Origin of the sequence: Aporhodopirellula rubra (assembly GCF_014192335.1) — a bacterium.
Lineage (GTDB): Bacteria > Planctomycetota > Planctomycetia > Pirellulales > Pirellulaceae > Rhodopirellula > Rhodopirellula rubra.
The window spans coordinates 414,579-430,561 of record NZ_JACHXU010000002.1 but is presented as its reverse complement, the minus strand read 5'-3'; the positions used below and the strand labels follow the sequence as shown (position 1 = coordinate 430,561).

At 57.3% G+C, this 15,983-nt stretch carries 21 protein-coding genes and 1 other RNA gene; 11 read left to right on the top strand and 11 right to left on the bottom strand.

Annotated features, from left to right (window positions below):
• The first annotated feature begins 55 nt into the window (after positions 1 to 55).
• From FHS27_RS04250 to FHS27_RS04215, 8 genes are all read left to right on the top strand, one after another.
• Complete coding sequence (locus tag FHS27_RS04250; protein WP_184302083.1) at positions 56 to 670, top strand: sigma-70 family RNA polymerase sigma factor; 615 nt, start codon at positions 56 to 58, stop codon at positions 668 to 670.
• 95 nt (positions 671 to 765) lie between these two features.
• The gene (locus FHS27_RS04245; protein WP_184302081.1) at positions 766 to 999 is read left to right on the top strand and encodes a hypothetical protein; all 234 of its coding nucleotides are present in this window, start codon (positions 766 to 768) and stop codon (positions 997 to 999) included.
• A 42-nt stretch (positions 1,000 to 1,041) separates the two neighbouring features.
• A complete protein-coding gene (locus tag FHS27_RS04240) occupies positions 1,042 to 1,800 on the top strand; it encodes an ATP-binding protein (protein ID WP_184302078.1) in 759 nt (252 codons plus the stop codon).
• A 55-nt stretch (positions 1,801 to 1,855) separates the two neighbouring features.
• Positions 1,856 to 2,329, top strand: coding sequence for a DUF669 domain-containing protein (locus FHS27_RS04235; RefSeq protein ID WP_184302075.1), 474 nt, complete (start codon positions 1,856 to 1,858; stop codon positions 2,327 to 2,329).
• 93 nt (positions 2,330 to 2,422) lie between these two features.
• Positions 2,423 to 2,941, top strand: a complete 519-nt coding sequence (locus FHS27_RS04230; protein ID WP_184302072.1) for a RusA family crossover junction endodeoxyribonuclease — start codon at positions 2,423 to 2,425, stop codon at positions 2,939 to 2,941.
• Positions 2,941 to 4,602, top strand: coding sequence for a DEAD/DEAH box helicase (locus FHS27_RS04225; protein WP_184302070.1), 1,662 nt, complete (start codon positions 2,941 to 2,943; stop codon positions 4,600 to 4,602). The genes FHS27_RS04230 and FHS27_RS04225 overlap by 1 nt, the downstream gene beginning before the upstream one ends.
• Positions 4,602 to 6,854 (top strand): bifunctional DNA primase/polymerase, encoded by a 2,253-nt coding sequence (locus FHS27_RS04220; RefSeq protein ID WP_184302067.1) that lies wholly within the window; start codon positions 4,602 to 4,604, stop codon positions 6,852 to 6,854. The genes FHS27_RS04225 and FHS27_RS04220 overlap by 1 nt, the downstream gene beginning before the upstream one ends.
• 393 nt (positions 6,855 to 7,247) lie before the next feature.
• On the top strand, positions 7,248 to 8,558 hold the full coding sequence (locus FHS27_RS04215; protein ID WP_184302064.1) for a DNA modification methylase: 1,311 nt from the start codon (positions 7,248 to 7,250) through the stop codon (positions 8,556 to 8,558).
• Here FHS27_RS04215 and FHS27_RS04210 read toward each other — a convergent pair whose 3' ends face one another.
• From FHS27_RS04210 to FHS27_RS04160, 11 genes are all read right to left on the bottom strand, one after another.
• Positions 8,559 to 8,879 carry a hypothetical protein gene (locus FHS27_RS04210; RefSeq protein ID WP_184302061.1) on the bottom strand — a complete coding sequence of 107 codons (321 nt, stop codon included), beginning with the start codon at positions 8,877 to 8,879 and terminating at the stop codon, positions 8,559 to 8,561.
• 12 nt (positions 8,880 to 8,891) lie between these two features.
• A complete protein-coding gene (locus FHS27_RS04205; protein ID WP_184302058.1) occupies positions 8,892 to 9,107 on the bottom strand; it encodes a DUF4314 domain-containing protein in 216 nt (71 codons plus the stop codon).
• Positions 9,108 to 9,118: 11 nt separating this feature from the next.
• A complete protein-coding gene (locus FHS27_RS04200) occupies positions 9,119 to 9,352 on the bottom strand; it encodes a hypothetical protein (protein WP_184302055.1) in 234 nt (77 codons plus the stop codon).
• A complete protein-coding gene (locus FHS27_RS04195) occupies positions 9,349 to 9,534 on the bottom strand; it encodes a hypothetical protein (protein WP_184302052.1) in 186 nt (61 codons plus the stop codon). Before FHS27_RS04195 ends, FHS27_RS04200 begins: the two co-directional genes overlap by 4 nt.
• Positions 9,535 to 9,775: 241 nt before the next feature.
• Positions 9,776 to 10,009, bottom strand: coding sequence for a hypothetical protein (locus tag FHS27_RS04190; RefSeq protein WP_184302050.1), 234 nt, complete (start codon positions 10,007 to 10,009; stop codon positions 9,776 to 9,778).
• 9 nt (positions 10,010 to 10,018) lie between these two features.
• Entirely contained in the window at positions 10,019 to 10,498 is a 480-nt protein-coding gene (locus FHS27_RS04185; RefSeq protein WP_184302047.1) for a winged helix-turn-helix domain-containing protein, read from the bottom strand.
• 29 nt (positions 10,499 to 10,527) lie between these two features.
• Positions 10,528 to 10,589: hammerhead ribozyme type II (locus tag FHS27_RS04180), an RNA gene on the bottom strand.
• A gap of 59 nt (positions 10,590 to 10,648) precedes the next feature.
• Positions 10,649 to 10,900: a hypothetical protein gene (locus FHS27_RS04175; protein WP_184302044.1), complete on the bottom strand. Its 252-nt coding sequence runs from the start codon at positions 10,898 to 10,900 to the stop codon at positions 10,649 to 10,651.
• 282 nt (positions 10,901 to 11,182) lie between these two features.
• Positions 11,183 to 11,392: a hypothetical protein gene (locus FHS27_RS04170; protein WP_184302041.1), complete on the bottom strand. Its 210-nt coding sequence runs from the start codon at positions 11,390 to 11,392 to the stop codon at positions 11,183 to 11,185.
• Between the two features lie 132 nt (positions 11,393 to 11,524).
• On the bottom strand, positions 11,525 to 11,800 hold the full coding sequence (locus FHS27_RS04165) for a hypothetical protein (RefSeq protein WP_184302038.1): 276 nt from the start codon (positions 11,798 to 11,800) through the stop codon (positions 11,525 to 11,527).
• Positions 11,801 to 12,088: 288 nt separating this feature from the next.
• Positions 12,089 to 12,946: an amidoligase family protein gene (locus FHS27_RS04160; RefSeq protein WP_184302035.1), complete on the bottom strand. Its 858-nt coding sequence runs from the start codon at positions 12,944 to 12,946 to the stop codon at positions 12,089 to 12,091.
• A gap of 247 nt (positions 12,947 to 13,193) precedes the next feature.
• Here FHS27_RS04160 and FHS27_RS04155 point away from each other — a divergent pair, with 247 nt between their 5' ends.
• The 3 genes from FHS27_RS04155 to FHS27_RS04145 all read left to right on the top strand — a co-directional run bounded on the left by FHS27_RS04155 (position 13,194) and on the right by FHS27_RS04145 (position 15,946).
• Entirely contained in the window at positions 13,194 to 13,400 is a 207-nt protein-coding gene (locus FHS27_RS04155) for a hypothetical protein (protein ID WP_184302032.1), read from the top strand.
• Positions 13,390 to 15,657, top strand: coding sequence for a terminase gpA endonuclease subunit (locus FHS27_RS31510; protein WP_184302028.1), 2,268 nt, complete (start codon positions 13,390 to 13,392; stop codon positions 15,655 to 15,657). Before FHS27_RS04155 ends, FHS27_RS31510 begins: the two co-directional genes overlap by 11 nt.
• Before the next feature lie 91 nt (positions 15,658 to 15,748).
• Positions 15,749 to 15,946, top strand: a complete 198-nt coding sequence (locus tag FHS27_RS04145; RefSeq protein ID WP_184302025.1) for a hypothetical protein — start codon at positions 15,749 to 15,751, stop codon at positions 15,944 to 15,946.
• Positions 15,947 to 15,983: the final 37 nt, after the last annotated feature.

Sequence of the window (15,983 nt, the reverse complement as noted above, 5' to 3'; positions counted from 1 at the left end):
TTTGCGGTCCGTGCGAATCGCTCGCATCACGGGATGCCTCCAGCCGGAGACAACCATGAGTGCGAATACTCAAGCGGACGGCAACCGGCTCGGCGAAGAGATTCTCAACGATTTCGCGATGAAGACGGCGCGGATCAAGGCCGAACAACTCCATCGGCGACCGGAATTCAGCGATTGCGACGCGGAGGACATTGGCCAAGAGTTGCTGATGTACTTGATTCAGAAGGCGGACAGCTACGACCCGGCGCGATCGAAGTTGAGCACGTTCATCAATCGAGTCATCAACTCGGGCGTGCGAGAGCTGTTGCGATCGAAGAAACGCCACAAACGGCATCCCATCGGCGATGACGTGCAAATGCAATCATTTGAAACGCCCGTCGACACCGTGGATGAAACCTTCGCGACGCTGGGCGGTGAGATTTGTGACGAGGACCAGGGCCGGCGATCGCAGTCGTCTTACAGCGATCCCTTCGACGCGATCGACGAAGCGGACGCGTTGGAGGTCGCGATGCAGAAGATGCCCACGGAATTGCGGCAGGTGTGCGAGCACCTGCGTTGTCATTCCATGAGCAGCACGATGGAAAAGTTTGGCCTGCCGCGTCGGCGGTTCAACGCGATGCGTGGTGAGATCGCCGAGCACTTGAAGAAGTACGGCGTGACCAATTTCTAAGTTTGGCGTGCAAGGCGACCAAATCACGGCATAGGTAACCAGGGGCGGCCAACGGGTCGTCGGAACATCAAACCTCCCATCCACCAGGTTAGCGAATGAGTGATTTGGACATCGAACGCCGTGTGGCGCTTTCATTGGCGGTCGGCCGTTACCTGCGATCGGCCGACCGCTTCAACCAAACGTCGCGAGATTTTACCGGAGCATGCAAATCGCTCCGCAAGCAACTGGGTACCAACCAACGTTTCGTCGCCCAGATTGATTTCAAGCACTACCTCGTGACCAGTGATCGCGACGGCAACTTCGATGTCGAAGCGATCCCCACTCTGTAACTCCAACCATCTCAGCCATTCAACCAAGGAACTATCCAGCCCATGACCAACTTACTCGAAACCATTCAATCTGGCCGGCAATCGAAGCCGCCACGCGTCTTGCTCTACGGTGTCGAAGGCATCGGCAAGTCGACCTTTGGCAGCGAAGCCCCCAAGCCGATCTTCATTCAAACCGAAGACGGACTCGACGAAATCGAATGTGATCGCTTTCCGCTGGCGACGAAATTCGATGACGTCGTTGCCGCTTTGAAAACGCTCGTCAACGAGAAACATGATTACGAAACCGTCGTGATCGACTCGCTCGATTGGCTGGAGCGTCTTGTCTGGGACAAGCTTTGTCAGCAATATGCCGTCGAGTCGATCGAAAAGGTCGATGGCGGGTACGCTCGCGGCTACATGCACGCCCTCTCTCTGTGGCGTGAAGTGCTCGACCTGCTCAACGTGCTGCGTTCTCGCGGCATGGTGACGGTCTTGATTGCCCATTCCAAAGTCGAACGGTTCGAGGATCCCGAGTCCTCGCCCTACGACCGCTATTCGCCGCGACTGCATAAGCACGCTGCGGCCCTCGTCAAGGAATGGTGCGACGCGGTGCTGTTCGCGACTCGAAAGATGCGGACGCAAAGCGAAGACGGCGGCTTCAACCGCAAACGCACGATCGCTCATGCGATCGGCAAAGACGGTGGCGAACGCATTGTGCGTGCTTATGGATCGCCCAGTTGCGTTGCCAAGAACCGTTACGGCATCGCGGAAGAATTGCCGCTCTCGTGGTCGGCGTTCGTGACAGCGATGTCGGCTAACTGAACGACACAACCAATTTTCTTTCTACAGACTCCAAACCAAGGAACACAAACGAACCATGGCAAATCTCAACGGCTTTGATGCCAACACTGTCGAACCAGCCGACGATCTCGAACCGATTCCCGCTGGTAAATACGTCGCGGTCATCACCGACAGCGAAATGAAACCCACGAAGTCTGGCACGGGCAACTATCTGCAGTTGACGTTTCAGATCGTGGAGGGCGAGTACGCAAACCGTCTTCTCTGGGTGCGTCTCAACCTCGACAACCCCAACGCGACCGCGGTGGAAATCGCCCGGCGGGAGTTGTCTGCGATCTGCCGGTCGGTTGGCGTCTTGGTGCCAACCGACTCGGCGGACTTACACAACCTGCCATGCGTGATTCACGTGCGAGTCAAACGCCGCAACGACACCGGCGAATTGCAAAACGAAGTGAAGGGTTACTCGAAGAAAGACGCAGTCGCCCAGCCGATCGCTGCGTCGCAAGTCAGCGGCACGGACGACCAGGCCACGTCCCCACCTTGGAAGCGTTAACCGCCCGACAGCTTCCAAGGAACGGCACCCAGTCAGCAATGGATTGTTGGCTGGGTGTTTTTATTAGCTCGTTGAACATTGAAGTACGCCACCATGATCAGACTCACGTTGCCCTATCCGCCTTCGGTCAATCATTACTGGCGACACGTTGGCAACCGCGTGTTGATCAGCAAGGAAGGTAGAAAGTATCGAGCCGCGGTTAGCTCGCTGCTGAATCGCAAGAACGTCGAAACGCTCACTGGCGACTTGATCGTCGACATCGTCGTTTATCCGCCTGATCGACGCCGGCGTGATGTCGATAACTGTTTGAAGGCGATGTTGGACTCGATGCAGTGGGGCGGTGCGTACGAGGACGATAGCCAGATCGTGCGGTTGACGATCGAGAAGCGAGAACCGGCACCGAAAGCGGGCAACGCCGAAGTTGTCATTCAGCGAATCCCAGCACCGATCGGGAAAGCTGGCTTTCGTTCATGCTTGCGCTGCGATGAGGCCTTCGTTTCCACCGGGCCAGGCAATCGCATCTGCGAGAGCTGCACTTTCATCAATGACCTGTTGCCACCAGCGATGCCAATCGAACGAGGTAGCAAGCGGCACAACGGGGAGTTGATGTGATGAAACTGCGGTCCTATCAGCAAGCCGCCGTCGATGCGGTCTACGATCACTTGCGAAACCGCGATGACAATCCAGTCGCGGTTTTGCCGACGGGTGCCGGCAAGAGTCTCGTGCTGGCTAAGATCGCGTCCGATGCTGTGACGCAGTGGAATGGTCGCGTATTGATCTTGGCGCACGTCAAAGAGCTACTCGAACAGAACGCCGACAAGGTTCGTCGGTTGTGTCCTGACATCAAGGTCGGTCTGTATTCGGCCGGCCTCAAGAAACGCGACACGAACACACCTGTTCTCGTCGCCGGCATTCAGAGCATCTACAAACGAGCCTGTGACCTCGATCCGTTTGATCTGATCGTCGTCGACGAAGCCCATTTGATTTCAAAGAAGGGCGATGGCATGTACCGGCAATTCCTGGCCGACTGCAAGGTTATCAATCCACACGTCCGTGTGATCGGCCTGACCGCGACGCCGTTCCGCCTCGACTCCGGCATGATCTGCTCGGCGGACCATTTCCTGAATCAAGTCTGCTATGAGATCGGCATCAAGGAACTCATCCGCGATGGATACCTGAGTCCCCTCATTTCCAAGGCCGGCGTGAATCGAGCCGATTTTGGTGGCCTTCATCTCCGCGCCGGCGAGTTCGTCAGTGAAGAAGTGGAGTCTTTGGTCAACGACGACGCCCTCGTGTCGGCCGCGTGTGCCGAAATCGTCGAGCTGACGGCTGATCGGCGGGCTGTGCTGGTCTTCGCGTCGTCCGTCGCACACGGGCGGCGTGTCGTCGAAGTGTTTCGGGAAAACCACGGCATCGAATGCGGTTTCGTGACCGGCGAAACACCGGTGGGCGAACGAGATGAGCTGTTGGCCCGATTTCGTGGGGATGCTCCAACATCGCTACTCGAAACCGAACGGTTACGTTTCCTTTGCAACGTGAACGTCCTCACTACCGGTTTTGACGCGCCGCGTGTCGATTGCGTCGTGATGCTGCGGCCTACGATGTCGCCAGGATTGCTTTACCAGTGCGTCGGTCGCGGTTTTCGTCTCCATCCCAACAAGCAGAACTGCCTCGTCCTCGATTTCGGCGGAAACATCGAGCGTCACGGACCGATCGACCAGATCAAACCGAAGGACAAAGCCAAACGTCCGGACCAAGGTCCACCGGCGAAAGAGTGTGAAAAGTGTCACGCCCTCGTTGCATGTGGCTATGCGAATTGTCCCGAGTGCGGCCATCCGTTCCCGCCACCCGAGCGAGAAGCTCATGATGCCGAGGCAAGCGAGGCCGGAGTATTGTCTGGCGAGGTCACCGACACCGAGTACGACGTTCAAGACATCATCTATCGCGTCCATCGTAAGCGCGACGCCGACGAAGACGCGCCCCGATGCCTGCGCGTCGACTACATGATCGGACTGGATCATTGGCAAAGTGAATTCATCTGCATCGAGCACTCTGGCTACGCCCGACGAAAAGCCGAAGCGTGGTGGCGTGATCGGTGCCTGGATCCTTGTCCGAACAGTGCAGAAGAAGCCCTCGACGTCGCCGACGCTGGTTTGCTTGCAGCGACCGAAATGCTGACAGTCCGCTCAATCGCAGGCCAGAAATACGATCGTATCATCAAACAGTCGATTGGCGAGATTCCGAACGCCGCATTGGAAGAGGCACCGTTTTGATGGCCGATGTGCGGGAGCAAGTCGCGATCTATCGCCAGCGTGGATGGTTTTGCGTACCGCTGCGCCCTCGATCGAAGTCACCGGCACGACGTGACTGGACCAATCTGCGATTGAAACCCGAAGTGTTTCCCGAGCAAGGTAACATCGGCATCATTCTTGGTGAACCGTCAGCGTGGCTCGTTGACGTTGATCTGGACTGCGACGAAGCGATCGAGCTTGCGGACAGCTATCTCCCGCCGACGCCAGCGATCACCGGCCGGCCGTCAGCCCAGCGATCGCATCGTTGGTACATCGCGGTTGGAGCGACAACCGAGAAGCATACCGATCCCAGCGATGGCTCGATGATTGTCGAACTGCGTTCAACCGGAACGCAAACCGTCGTCGGGCCGAGTATTCATCCTGACGGCGAAACTTACGAAACACTCTATGGCGAACCGGCGACTGTTCCCTCGCTGATGTTGGCCGCCTGCGTGAAAGCACTCGCGGAGGCGGTCATTGCTAAGCGTGGCGTAAGCGTCCCGCTTGCGAACCCTCAACCATCGCAGGCTAGAAGCCTACGCCACGCGGGCGACGATGTCGAACCGCGGGCAATCGCCTATATCAACGCAATGCCGCCAGCGATCGCCGGCAGTGGCGGGCACTCGCAAACCTACGCCGCCGCCACGGCACTGGTCCACGGTTTCGGACTCGATCCGGCAGTGTCGCTCGCGATTCTGACCGATCACTACAACCCACGCTGCAATCCGTCCTGGTCCGAGAAGGAGCTTCAACACAAGGTCAACCAAGCGGCGACCAAGCCTCACGATCGTCCATTCGGCTGGCTTCGTGACGATCAACCCATGGAACCGGCTGGCGAAACCGTCGATCTCAGTGGTTTCATGACCAAGTCCAATGTTGTCATTGCGAAAGCCAACGAACAACCAAAGTCCAACTTCAACGCCAATCCCGGTCATCTTCCTGAGCGTCTGTTCGACGTGCCAGGATTCGTCCGAAGGGTCATGGATTTCACGCTCGACAATGCACCCTATCCGAACGTTGCGTTGGCGTTTTGTGGAGCGATGGCCCTGCAGTCGTATCTTGCCGGTCGCAAGGTCGCGACCACCGGTGATCTTCGCACTAACATCTATCTGCTGGCTCTCGCGGGCAGCGGCACGGGCAAAGAATTTCCCCGCAAAGTCAATTCGCAAGTGTTGTTTCAGATCGGTGAATCGCATTCGCTGGGCGACAAATTCGCATCCGGCGAAGGCATCCAAGATGCGTTGGCTCGCAGTAGCAGAATGCTTTTTCAAAATGACGAAATGGACGGCGTGCTCCGCCAGATCAATCTTGATCGCGATAGTAGCCGCGAGTCGATCCCGAACATCTTGCTGACGCTCTACACATCCGCCGGCGACTTTTATCCGCTGCGTGTGAAGGCGAATCAAAAAGAAGCGGGTCACGTCGACCAACCACACCTGACGTTGTACGGAACCGCAACGCCGAAGTACTTCTACGAATCGCTGTCGCAGCGGATGCTCACCAACGGCTTTTTCGCTCGGTTGAATATCATCGACGTCGGCAAGCGTGGCAAAGGTCAAACGCCCGGTTCGGCTCGCGACCTGCCCGAAGAGATTTTGGAGACCGCCAAATGGTGGGCGGACTTCAATCCCGGCGGTGGCAATTTTATGACAGTACATCCGCGACCGCTGCGAGTGGCGTTCACGCCGGACGCCGAAGCCGCAATCAATGCCCTTCGTGAACAGACGGAGGCTGAATACGACAAAGCGGACGAAGCCGGTGACGAGGTGGCACGTGCCGCTTGGAGTCGAACCTGCGAACACGCCAAGAAGCTCTCGCTAATCTACGCCGTTAGTGAAAACCATCTTCAACCACAGATCACGATTGAAGCCGTCCGTTGGGCCAGTGAATTTTCGCTACATCAAACCCGACGGCAACTCTATCTTGCATCGGTTCACGTCGCCGAGAACCCGTTTCACAAAGAGTGTTTGAAGTTCAAGCAGCGTCTCTCCGAGCGTGATGGCCACGTGATGCCTCGTCGTGAGTTGATGCGTTCGATGACGCTCAAGGCAAATGACTTTGATCAGGTCGTCCAGACGCTAATGCAGCAGGAAGAAATCGAGCCGGTCACGATCGCGACCAAAACAAAACCGGCCAACGGATACCGTTTGGTTGGCCCGGACGAATCCGTCAGTCAATCCGTCAGTGAAACGACTGACAGTTCTGACACTTCCCCGTCGGAAACGTCAATTTAGGCAGCTTGGCAGTCGAATCTGTCAGAAACGTCAGTGCTCGCTACTGACGGATTCACTGACGGTTTTCAATTGGCAAAAGCCCGTAAATATAGAGAAAAAAACTCCCTCTCTCTTAATCTGTCAGCGTGTCAGGGGCATGTGCCCGCGATCTGCATTCGCACGTATGAGGGGGGGGACTGACGGATTTGTTCTGACGGATTAGGTACTCCCGGCGGATCCGTTCTCTGGTCAGGGCTACGGGAACAGCAGCCTTATTAGGCACAGTTAGTTTCGATTGTCCGAACGCAATTTCACGTCCGTCCGAACGCGTCGGATTGCCAACCAACCACCCACCAAACCAACGACCGACCGAACCCTTCCCGTTTCATTCTCTCGCCTTGGAAGGGCCAACACATGCAGGTCGAAATGTGGTCGCTTGATCGAATCAAGCCTTACGAAAACAACCCTCGCATCAATGACGACGCAGTCGATGCCGTCATCCTCTCGATCAACGAATTCGGTTTTCGCCAGCCGATCGTTGTCGATACCGCCGGCGTCATCATCGTCGGGCATACGCGGTTCAAGGCCGCGAAAAAACTCGGACTCGCCGAAGTCCCCGTTCACATCGCGACGGACCTCGAACCCGAAGCGGTCAAGGCATATCGGATCGCGGACAACCGAACTGGCGAGAACGCGCTGTGGGACTACGAACTGCTGCCCTTAGAAATCAGCGGATTACAAGAATCAGGTTTCGATGTTGAGTTGCTCGGTTTCGATGGCGATGAACTCGCCAAGCTGCTCGATCCCGGCGTTACACAGGGTTTGACGGATCCAGACGACATCCCCGAACCGCCAGACGAGGCGATCACGCAGCCCGGCGACCTTTGGATCCTCGGCGATCACCGTTTGCTGTGCGGTGACTCAACCAGTGTCGAAGATCTTGATCGGCTGCTCGCCGGCGCGAAGATTCAACTTTGCAATACCGATCCACCGTACAACGTGAAAGTTGAACCGCGAAGCAAGAACGCGATCGCTGCCGGCAATTCGTCGTTCGAGGCTGGCAAGGGCAAGACGAAGGAAGGCCCGAAGAAGATGCGGGCCAAGGATCGGCCGCTCGCCAACGACTTCGTGTCGGACGAAGAGTTCGACCGATTGCTGAAAGCGTGGTTCGGCAACATCACTCGCGTACTCGAACCCGGCCGTTGCTTCTACATTTGGGGTGGCTTCTCCAACATCGCCAACTACCCACCTGTCCTGGCCGCGGCCGGTTTGTACTTTTCGCAGGCCATCATCTGGGACAAGCAGCATCCCGTGATGACCCGCAAGGATTTCATGGGGGCACACGAGTGGGCGTTCTACGGCTGGAAAGAAGGTGCAGGCCACAAGTTCTTTGGGCCAAACAATGCGACTGACCTGTGGCATGTCAAGAAAATTGCACCGCAGAAATTAGAACACCTCACCGGCAAGCCGGCCGAACTCGCGGTGTTGGCGATGCAGTATTCATCTCGTAAGGGCGAGAACGTGCTCGACCTGTTCGGCGGGAGTGGCTCGACGCTGATTGGTGCCGAGCAGACCGGACGGAAGGCGTTCTTGATGGAACTCGATCCGCCGTACTGCGACGTGATCGTTGATCGCTACCAGCGATTCACGGGCAAGAAAGCGATCCTGGAACGGACCGGCGAGTCGCCGATCCCCGTCGGTAAACGCGAGGAGAACATGCGGTGACTAGAGTTCCTTGCAGGACCAAGCTCCGTCGTCAAAGACATAGACGAATCGAGCGCCGCAGTTCCTTGCGAAGTCAATTAGCGAATCGTTGGTCGGTAGCTTGGCCGGCGGATCGCCGTCTGAGAATCGCTCAGCCTTTCCGGTCTCGCGATTCAGACAACGCAAGTCGCCACTCGAGACGAGATCCTCGGCGGCGGCTTGAGTTTGGTAGCTTTGCATCAGAATTTCTCCGGTGTGTTCGGGGTAACCGTCGTAGTGAAGGTAGACCGCTGCGTATGTTCGGTCGGCGCGGCGGACGGCGATCGTCGCTCGTGTGGACATGGTGGTTGCTCCTTAGTTCGTTTTGTCGGCCGGCAGTCGTTCGACGACGTCCGGTGGAATGGAAATCATCAGCGACCGGCCGTTGTCCCAGTCGACATCCACTTGCGTCCAATCGCTTTGTGGATAAACGCCGGCCACCGTTCCGATGGAGCCGGCGGGAATCGGGTCGGGATCGTCGGTCATCGAAAGCAACCGCACGCGATCGCCCGCCTTGAGATTCGTTTTCATGGTTTCGTTTCCTAGTTGCGAGCGTTGTTGGTTTCGTCGACCAACGCGGCGACTTCCGAAAGTTGAGCGTTGACCAAGTTCAACGCTCGGACGTGCGTCCAACGCAGTGCCTTGTTGTCCGGTCGAATCATTCGGTCGAGTTGCAACTCGATGTGCTGCAGCAGGTCGCGAGCAATCTGGTGAGCATTTTCGTAGGCCGGCGCGGGTTGGATTGGCTGAGGGTTAAGCGTTTGAACTTCGCTCATCGCTGGTCTCCTTTCTCGTTGAGATAGATTTCGGTGCCGTTTTCGAGTTCGACCTTGGCCGCGCCGACGCGTTTCGCGTCGGCGACGATGGTTTGCACTGGTAGTCGTTCTTCGACTTCGATTCGCCGGCCATCGGCGAAGACAACAGTCGATCGCCATCGCTGCGGTTGCACATTCGTCATTTCGTTTCTCCGTTCGTGTTGTTTGAAAAACCGTTCGTACAACCACACATGAGCCATGGGTCTGCCGACACATCAAGCGAAGTCCGCGAAACATTCCAAAACTTGTGAATGTTTCTCGCCGGAATTCAACTGCCCGCGACGTTGCCGCGTGTCGCGTCGCTCGGGTCCGACGCGTGGTTACGCCCGTCACGACGAAACGCCCGCGCGTTGCCAACGTCGGGCGTTGTCGGCGGCGTTCGGCCTAGAAGCCGAGCGGCACCAAAACGTGGGCGTTCTTGCCCGTGACCGCGAACTCCTTGCCGGCCGTCGTCCTCGCAAAGATCGCGTATCCGCGTCGAACCACATATTCCACCACGCCGGCCTCAAAATTGTCGCGGGTAGTCGACCGCAGTTCGTAACCCATGTCGGGTTCCGGCGCGGCCTTTTCTCCTTCAGCCAGGTCCGTGACCTGGCGGACGTCGCAAATGAACTTCATCGCTACGCCTTATGCCCTCGCCGTAAACCGGCCGCGTTCCGTTTTGACGAACCGGCTTTCATCGCCGCGTTTCATGTCGCGCAAGATCGCCGAGTACAGCGTGGCGTGGGGCGTCTTGCCGCCAGGGCTTTCCCACAGGCCGGCGTCGACCATGGCGGCGATCATCTCCTGCGCATTCATCGGTTCGCCATTGTCGGTCAGAACCTTCAACGCTGCTTTGACGCACGAGAGCTTCTTTTCGCCGCCTGTGGCTTCCGCCGTCTTCTTCGCGACTCGTTTTCGTGCCCGCGTTTCGGTTGCCGCCGTCCTGGCGGCTCGCGCCGAACCCTGCAATCGGCCGGCCGTTTTGATTCGCACCTTCTTTCCCGTCGAAAGGTTGGTCGCGTCCCAACCTCCGCTCGGACTCTCCGCGTCGATTCGCACGGTCACCTTCTTGTTGGTCACCGTTGCGAAGTACTCGCCGCCGGTCTTTACGTCTGCCTTCTTCATCGTTCGTTCTCCGTTTGGGTTTCGTTCGTGGTTGGCTGCCATCGTCAGGCCGCGGGAACCACCCGCGACAACGCCCATTTGCGTTTCGGCTTTGGTCCTTATGAATCGTGCCGCGGTTCCGTCCGCAGCGGTTGCCTTGCGGCGGGCGGTCTACATAACCGCACCCAAGAGGCTCTTGTTGAGCCGGTCGAGCATCTCGCAAAAGATGTAGTGCTCTTCCAAGAGCGGGCCGTCCGGTCCCAGGTCCGCGTCGGCTTTCTCAAGGGCGTCGACCAAGGGGCGAAGCTCGTCGGCGATCTTGAAGTACGACTGGCGGATTTCCTGATACGTGACGGCGTCGAGCTTTTGCATCTCGGTGCGAAGGGCGGCGACTTTCGCTTTTTGCGTTTCGTTCATGGCCATGGTTTTGTCTCTCGTGAAAAAGGGTTTGAAATCGTGTTGCCGTTTGGCGTTAACACACATGAGCCATGCATTTGGAAACAGCTCAAGCGAATCTCGGCAGTAATTCACAGTCTTTTCCGATGTTTTCAAGTTTCGCCGACGTTCGCGTTTGTGGGCCGTAAAGAGATGTCGGCATGGTTTGCCGCTTGTTGCCAACATCGGGCGACACGGGCCAACGTCGTCGTCGATTCAACGAGAAACGGCCGCGCTGGCGAGCGTGGCCGAAAGGTTGCGGGCGGGTATCTATTCGCCGGTCGGAGCAACGAAATCCTTCAATTCCTTCAGCCGTTCGCAAAGGTGCTGCAGCGAACCGACGTGTTCCCAATTGATGGGATGGTCGGCATCGGGGGCCGGCATGTCTTCGACGATTTGGTGAAGGTCTTCGAGCAAGGTCAAAGCCCGGACATGCGAGGCGGTGTACGCGTCTTCGACTCGAGCGGTGTTCTTTGCCATGGTTGGGTCTCCGTTGTTGGAAAGGGGAAATGCGTTTGCGTTGACACACATGAGCCATGCGGTTTCAGACACAGCAAGCGGAGCTCGGGAAAGTTTTTGAATGTTTCCCGAGCTCGCTTTCGCGCGTCTCGTTTAGCAATCGCGGCATGTTTCCCAGGCCCGCTTGCTGCCGTAGCAAATCTGGCCACCCTCGACGATGTATACGATCGCGTCGTCGGCGACGTCTTGATCATCGAAGTACTCGCTGGGGTCGTCCTCGCTCGCTTCGTTCATCTCCGCGCCGCTGGTGACGCCGGCGATACGGTTTTCAAAGGGCCAGTTCTCTTGCGTCATCAAACGCACTTCGGCGTCCGGACCGTGTTCGTCGCGGTACTCTTCGAGCAATCCGATCAGTTGGTCGATGGTCATGTTTGGGTCTCCGTTGGGGTGAATGAAAAACCGTTTCGTATGACCACACATGAGCCATGCGTTTCAAAACACATCAAGCGAATCCAGCCAGCAATTCGCAGTCTTTTTGAATGTTTCTCGATCTCGCCGACGTGGCCCAAGATTGCGGCGTGTGTCGCGATGCGAAACTGTGGCCCGCTATTAGTCACATACGCCGTCGACGCGACACGATGTACACGTGCCGCGCTAAAACCAAAGAAACGCCGCGAGGTACATCGCGACGTTGGTGGGGTGGAAAGCCGTCAGCCGTTAGAACGCTTGGTCGTATTTGCGGGCCAATTCAAGAAGCTTCTTTTTGACCGGTTTCCAATCGCAGGTTTGTTCGCCGACCGAAAGTTCGCCGAAGCGTTTGTTGCGAAGCTCGCCCTTGTACCAACCCTTGGTCCATCCAAGGCGGTAGAAGAGTCGGTTGAGTTCCGTTTCGCCGTGGCCGGCGTCAGGTCGGTCCCAGCAACTCTTCGTGCCGGGCTTCTTGGCGTAGTCCCATCCGCTGCAGCGTTTTGTATTGAGGGCGAGTTCTACCAAACCCAATATCATCTGGATGTATCCGATCAGTTTCGTTTTGTTGAGCGTTCCGGCGAAGGCCCGAATCTCGATCCGATTTCGGCCGGCGGCCAGGTGCGTCAGGTTCAAAAGGTGGTAGCGATCTCGTTCGCAGCGTGTCTTCGCCGCGTCTTTGTTGCCGTACGTTTTGATTTGTTTCGCCCAGTGGGTTCGTTCGCGGCGTTTGGTGCCGGTCGAAGCGTAGATGGCGCTTTCGTGATTCGCGATCAGCGAAATCAAGCGGGCCAAGGCCGCGGCGTCGCCGTTCCAGGAAACCGTTACGTGAAGGCCGCAAGATTCGTTGACCCGTGCGCCGCGTTCTTTGATCGCGTCGACCGCGGTCTCTACGTTGGCGAGTCCTTCGTAGCCGCGAAGGACCGGCGATACGAACTCGCATGGTTTACGTCCGGCCGGTGTGCGGATGCTACCGTCGCGTTCCGCTTTCCAACCCGCTGGCAGCCAAGCGACCGGCAAGCCGTTGTGGTATCCGCCGATCGGCGTGCGGTCGGTGCCGGGCATGTGGGTTTCGATTTCGATACCGAAGGCGATGTCGTTGGCGTTCATTCGTGTGTCTCCAAAAGGCGTGTAATTCGTTTCGTTGACACACATGAGCCATGCGTTTCGAGACACCTCAAGCGAAGTTCAGAAGTAATGTTTCAGTAATTCCAAGGTTTCTTTTCACCCGCACACGCGGCCAGTTTTGGCCCAACGTCGCCAGCCAAAACATGCGGCCGACGATGCCAAACAAGCAAACAAACGCGACAGTCGTCAACGTGTACGCCGTGTTGCGAACCAACCCACGGAGCCCGTCATGGAAGGCAAAAGAGAGAATGTTGATCCCACGAAACTTTCGGTCGAGCAACTTGCAAAGTTGTTGAGCAATGCGTACCGCCAGCGAGTTCCCGAGGAACAAATCGCCGCCGACATCGAAGCCGGCGCACCGACCAACGTCGACGGCACGATCAACCTGGTCGTCTACACCGCTTGGCTCTTACAGGAGATGCACCGTGGCGACTGACCCGCGACGAATGAAACCGAGCGAGTGCTGCCGGACGCTTAATAGCACGTCGCTCGGTGAAGTGATTAACGAACGCCAGCTTTATCGCTATCGAACGCGAGCCGGCAATCGCATCGGAGACGGAACGCACGTCGATCTTCTCCGCTTCACTGCCTGGCTAGTCGAAGAACGCCATCGTCCGATGCCGCCGGCCGAGGAGGATCCCTACGGCAAGGTCAAAGACAAAGCCCGCGCCCGTAACGCAGCAATCGCATTGGCAGGTCGAGACATTGGTGACTTGCCGGTGATCGAAGACCCGCAGCGCAAAGCGAAGGCCGCCGGTAGTTTTCGATACTTCTGCGAAGCGTATTTCTCGCTGACGTTTCACCTGCAATGGTCGCCAGATCACTTGAAGGTGATTGAGCGAATCGAGGAAGCGGTCGTTCGAGGTGGACTGTTTTCACTGGCGATGGCACGTGGTAGCGGCAAAAGTTCACTGGCGGAGGTCGCTTGTATATGGGCGGTTCTCAATGGCTATCGTGATTTCGTCTGCCTGATCGGCAGCGATGAAGGCCACGCCTGCGATATGCTCGACTCGATCAAAACGGAACTCGATGCCAACGAACTACTGTTGGCCGACTATCCCGAAGTCTGCTTTCCAATCCAGTCGCTAGACGGCATCTCAAACCGGGCTAACGGACAGCTCTACCAGGGAAAACGCACGCAAATCGGATGGACCGCCAAAGAGGTCGTCTTGCCAACGATCGCGGACAGTAAAGCAAGTGGCGCGATCATCAAGGTCGCTGGCCTGACCGGACGAATCCGCGGAATGAAATTCAAGCGTCCCGATGGCCGAACAGTTCGGCCGTCGCTTGTTGTGCTCGATGACCCGCAAACGGACGAGTCTGCTCGCTCGCTATCGCAGTGCGCCAACCGCGAAGCAATCCTTGCCGGCGCGGTGCTGGGACTCGCCGGCCCAGGCAAAAAGATCTCTGGCATCATGCCATGTACTGTCATTCGTCCCGGTGACATGGCCGACAATATTCTTGATCGCGATAAGCACCCGGAATGGAACGGTGCCCGAACGAGAATGGTCAACTCGTTTCCTACCAACGAGACTCTGTGGCAACGCTACGCCGAAATCCGCGCCGAGGGTTTGCGTGGCGGCGATGGTGGAGCTGCCGGTACCGCGTTCTATCGCGAGAACCGCCAGGCAATGGACGAAGGTGCCGACGTCGCGTGGAAAGAGCGATTCAATCACGATGAACTGTCGGCGATTCAGCACGCGATGAATTTGAAACTACAAGACGAAGCTGCATTCTTCGCCGAGTATCAAAACGAACCGCTGCCCGAAGAACGCGTCGATGCCGACCAGCTCACGGCCGAGCAGGTCGCTGCCAAGATCAATGGACTCGAACGATGCTGCGTTCCAATTTCGGCGAACCATCTCACCGCATTCATCGACGTGCAGCAAAAGCTCTTGTTCTACGTGGTCGCCGCTTGGGAAGACGACTTCACGGGTTACGTTCTCGACTACGGAGCGTACCCCGATCAAAGCCGCGCGTATTACACGCTTCGTGATGCTCGCCACACGCTCGCGACCGCCGCGGACGGAACCGGCCTCGAGGGCAGTATTTATGCCGGCCTTGGATCACTCACCGACGATTTGCTTGGCCGTGAATGGCAACGTGACGACGGCGCGGCAATGAAGATCGGGCGGTGCTTGATTGACGCTAACTGGGGCCACTCCACGAACGTGGTCTATCAATTCTGCCGGCAAAGCCCACACGCTTCAATTCTATTGCCTTCGCATGGACGTTTCGTCGGCGCATCATCGAATCCGTTCAGTGAATACAAACGCCGCCCAGGTGACCGCGTTGGTTTGAATTGGCGAATCCCCAGCGTCCACGGGAAACGCGCGATCCGCCACATCATCTACGACACGAACTGGTGGAAGTCATTCACGCACGCGAGGCTCGCTGTCGCAATGGGCGATCGTGGTTGCTTGTCCGTTTACGGCAACCAGGCCGAAACGCATCGCATGTTCGCCGAACAAATCACCGCCGAGTACTTCATCAAAACCGAAGGCCGCGGCCGAACCGTCGACGAATGGAAAGCCCGCCCCGAACAGCCCGACAACCACTGGCTCGACTGCCTCGTCGGATGCGCCGTCGCTGCGTCGATGCAGGGTGCGTTGCTGTTTGGAACCGATGGGGCACCGACTCGCCGACGCGAGCGAGTCAGTTTCAAAGAACTGCAAAAGCGAAAACGGAACTAAATCGAGCCTTTCTGAACATTCGCGTACAAGTGTCATCGGCTACGGCATAGGTAACCAGGGATGAAGCAATGTTTCAAGCCAAACGTTAACCATGCCTGAAGAGTTGAAAGATGTGATTCACGACAATGCCGCTGGGCCTGCGAAGGCGTCCGGTGATTCTGGTTCGGTTGAGCAGCACAAGCTGACGGAGCAGATCGCTGCGGACAAGCATCTCGCTGGCAAGGACGCGGTTCGCAAGCCGAATCGCGGGTTGCGTTTTAACAAGATCGTGCCGCCTTCGGCTGGCTGATCCTTCTTTTCGTTTCGCAATTGCGCATAGGGCTGCC

Coding starts and splice junctions, on each gene's coding strand:
- FHS27_RS04200 (WP_184302055.1), bottom strand. CDS start 9,352: ATGAGCGAAGTTCAAACGCTTAACCCTCAGCCAATCCAACCCGCGCCG.
- FHS27_RS04165 (WP_184302038.1), bottom strand. CDS start 11,800: ATGACCATCGACCAACTGATCGGATTGCTCGAAGAGTACCGCGACGAA.
- FHS27_RS04175 (WP_184302044.1), bottom strand. CDS start 10,900: ATGGCCATGAACGAAACGCAAAAAGCGAAAGTCGCCGCCCTTCGCACC.
- FHS27_RS04195 (WP_184302052.1), bottom strand. CDS start 9,534: ATGACGAATGTGCAACCGCAGCGATGGCGATCGACTGTTGTCTTCGCC.
- FHS27_RS04250 (WP_184302083.1), top strand. CDS start 56: ATGAGTGCGAATACTCAAGCGGACGGCAACCGGCTCGGCGAAGAGATT.
- FHS27_RS04205 (WP_184302058.1), bottom strand. CDS start 9,107: ATGAAAACGAATCTCAAGGCGGGCGATCGCGTGCGGTTGCTTTCGATG.
- FHS27_RS04145 (WP_184302025.1), top strand. CDS start 15,749: ATGCCTGAAGAGTTGAAAGATGTGATTCACGACAATGCCGCTGGGCCT.
- FHS27_RS04245 (WP_184302081.1), top strand. CDS start 766: ATGAGTGATTTGGACATCGAACGCCGTGTGGCGCTTTCATTGGCGGTC.
- FHS27_RS04230 (WP_184302072.1), top strand. CDS start 2,423: ATGATCAGACTCACGTTGCCCTATCCGCCTTCGGTCAATCATTACTGG.
- FHS27_RS04210 (WP_184302061.1), bottom strand. CDS start 8,879: ATGTCCACACGAGCGACGATCGCCGTCCGCCGCGCCGACCGAACATAC.
- FHS27_RS04170 (WP_184302041.1), bottom strand. CDS start 11,392: ATGGCAAAGAACACCGCTCGAGTCGAAGACGCGTACACCGCCTCGCAT.
- FHS27_RS04215 (WP_184302064.1), top strand. CDS start 7,248: ATGCAGGTCGAAATGTGGTCGCTTGATCGAATCAAGCCTTACGAAAAC.
- FHS27_RS04240 (WP_184302078.1), top strand. CDS start 1,042: ATGACCAACTTACTCGAAACCATTCAATCTGGCCGGCAATCGAAGCCG.
- FHS27_RS04160 (WP_184302035.1), bottom strand. CDS start 12,946: ATGAACGCCAACGACATCGCCTTCGGTATCGAAATCGAAACCCACATG.
- FHS27_RS04225 (WP_184302070.1), top strand. CDS start 2,941: ATGAAACTGCGGTCCTATCAGCAAGCCGCCGTCGATGCGGTCTACGAT.
- FHS27_RS04235 (WP_184302075.1), top strand. CDS start 1,856: ATGGCAAATCTCAACGGCTTTGATGCCAACACTGTCGAACCAGCCGAC.
- FHS27_RS04155 (WP_184302032.1), top strand. CDS start 13,194: ATGGAAGGCAAAAGAGAGAATGTTGATCCCACGAAACTTTCGGTCGAG.
- FHS27_RS04190 (WP_184302050.1), bottom strand. CDS start 10,009: ATGAAGTTCATTTGCGACGTCCGCCAGGTCACGGACCTGGCTGAAGGA.
- FHS27_RS04185 (WP_184302047.1), bottom strand. CDS start 10,498: ATGAAGAAGGCAGACGTAAAGACCGGCGGCGAGTACTTCGCAACGGTG.
- FHS27_RS04220 (WP_184302067.1), top strand. CDS start 4,602: ATGGCCGATGTGCGGGAGCAAGTCGCGATCTATCGCCAGCGTGGATGG.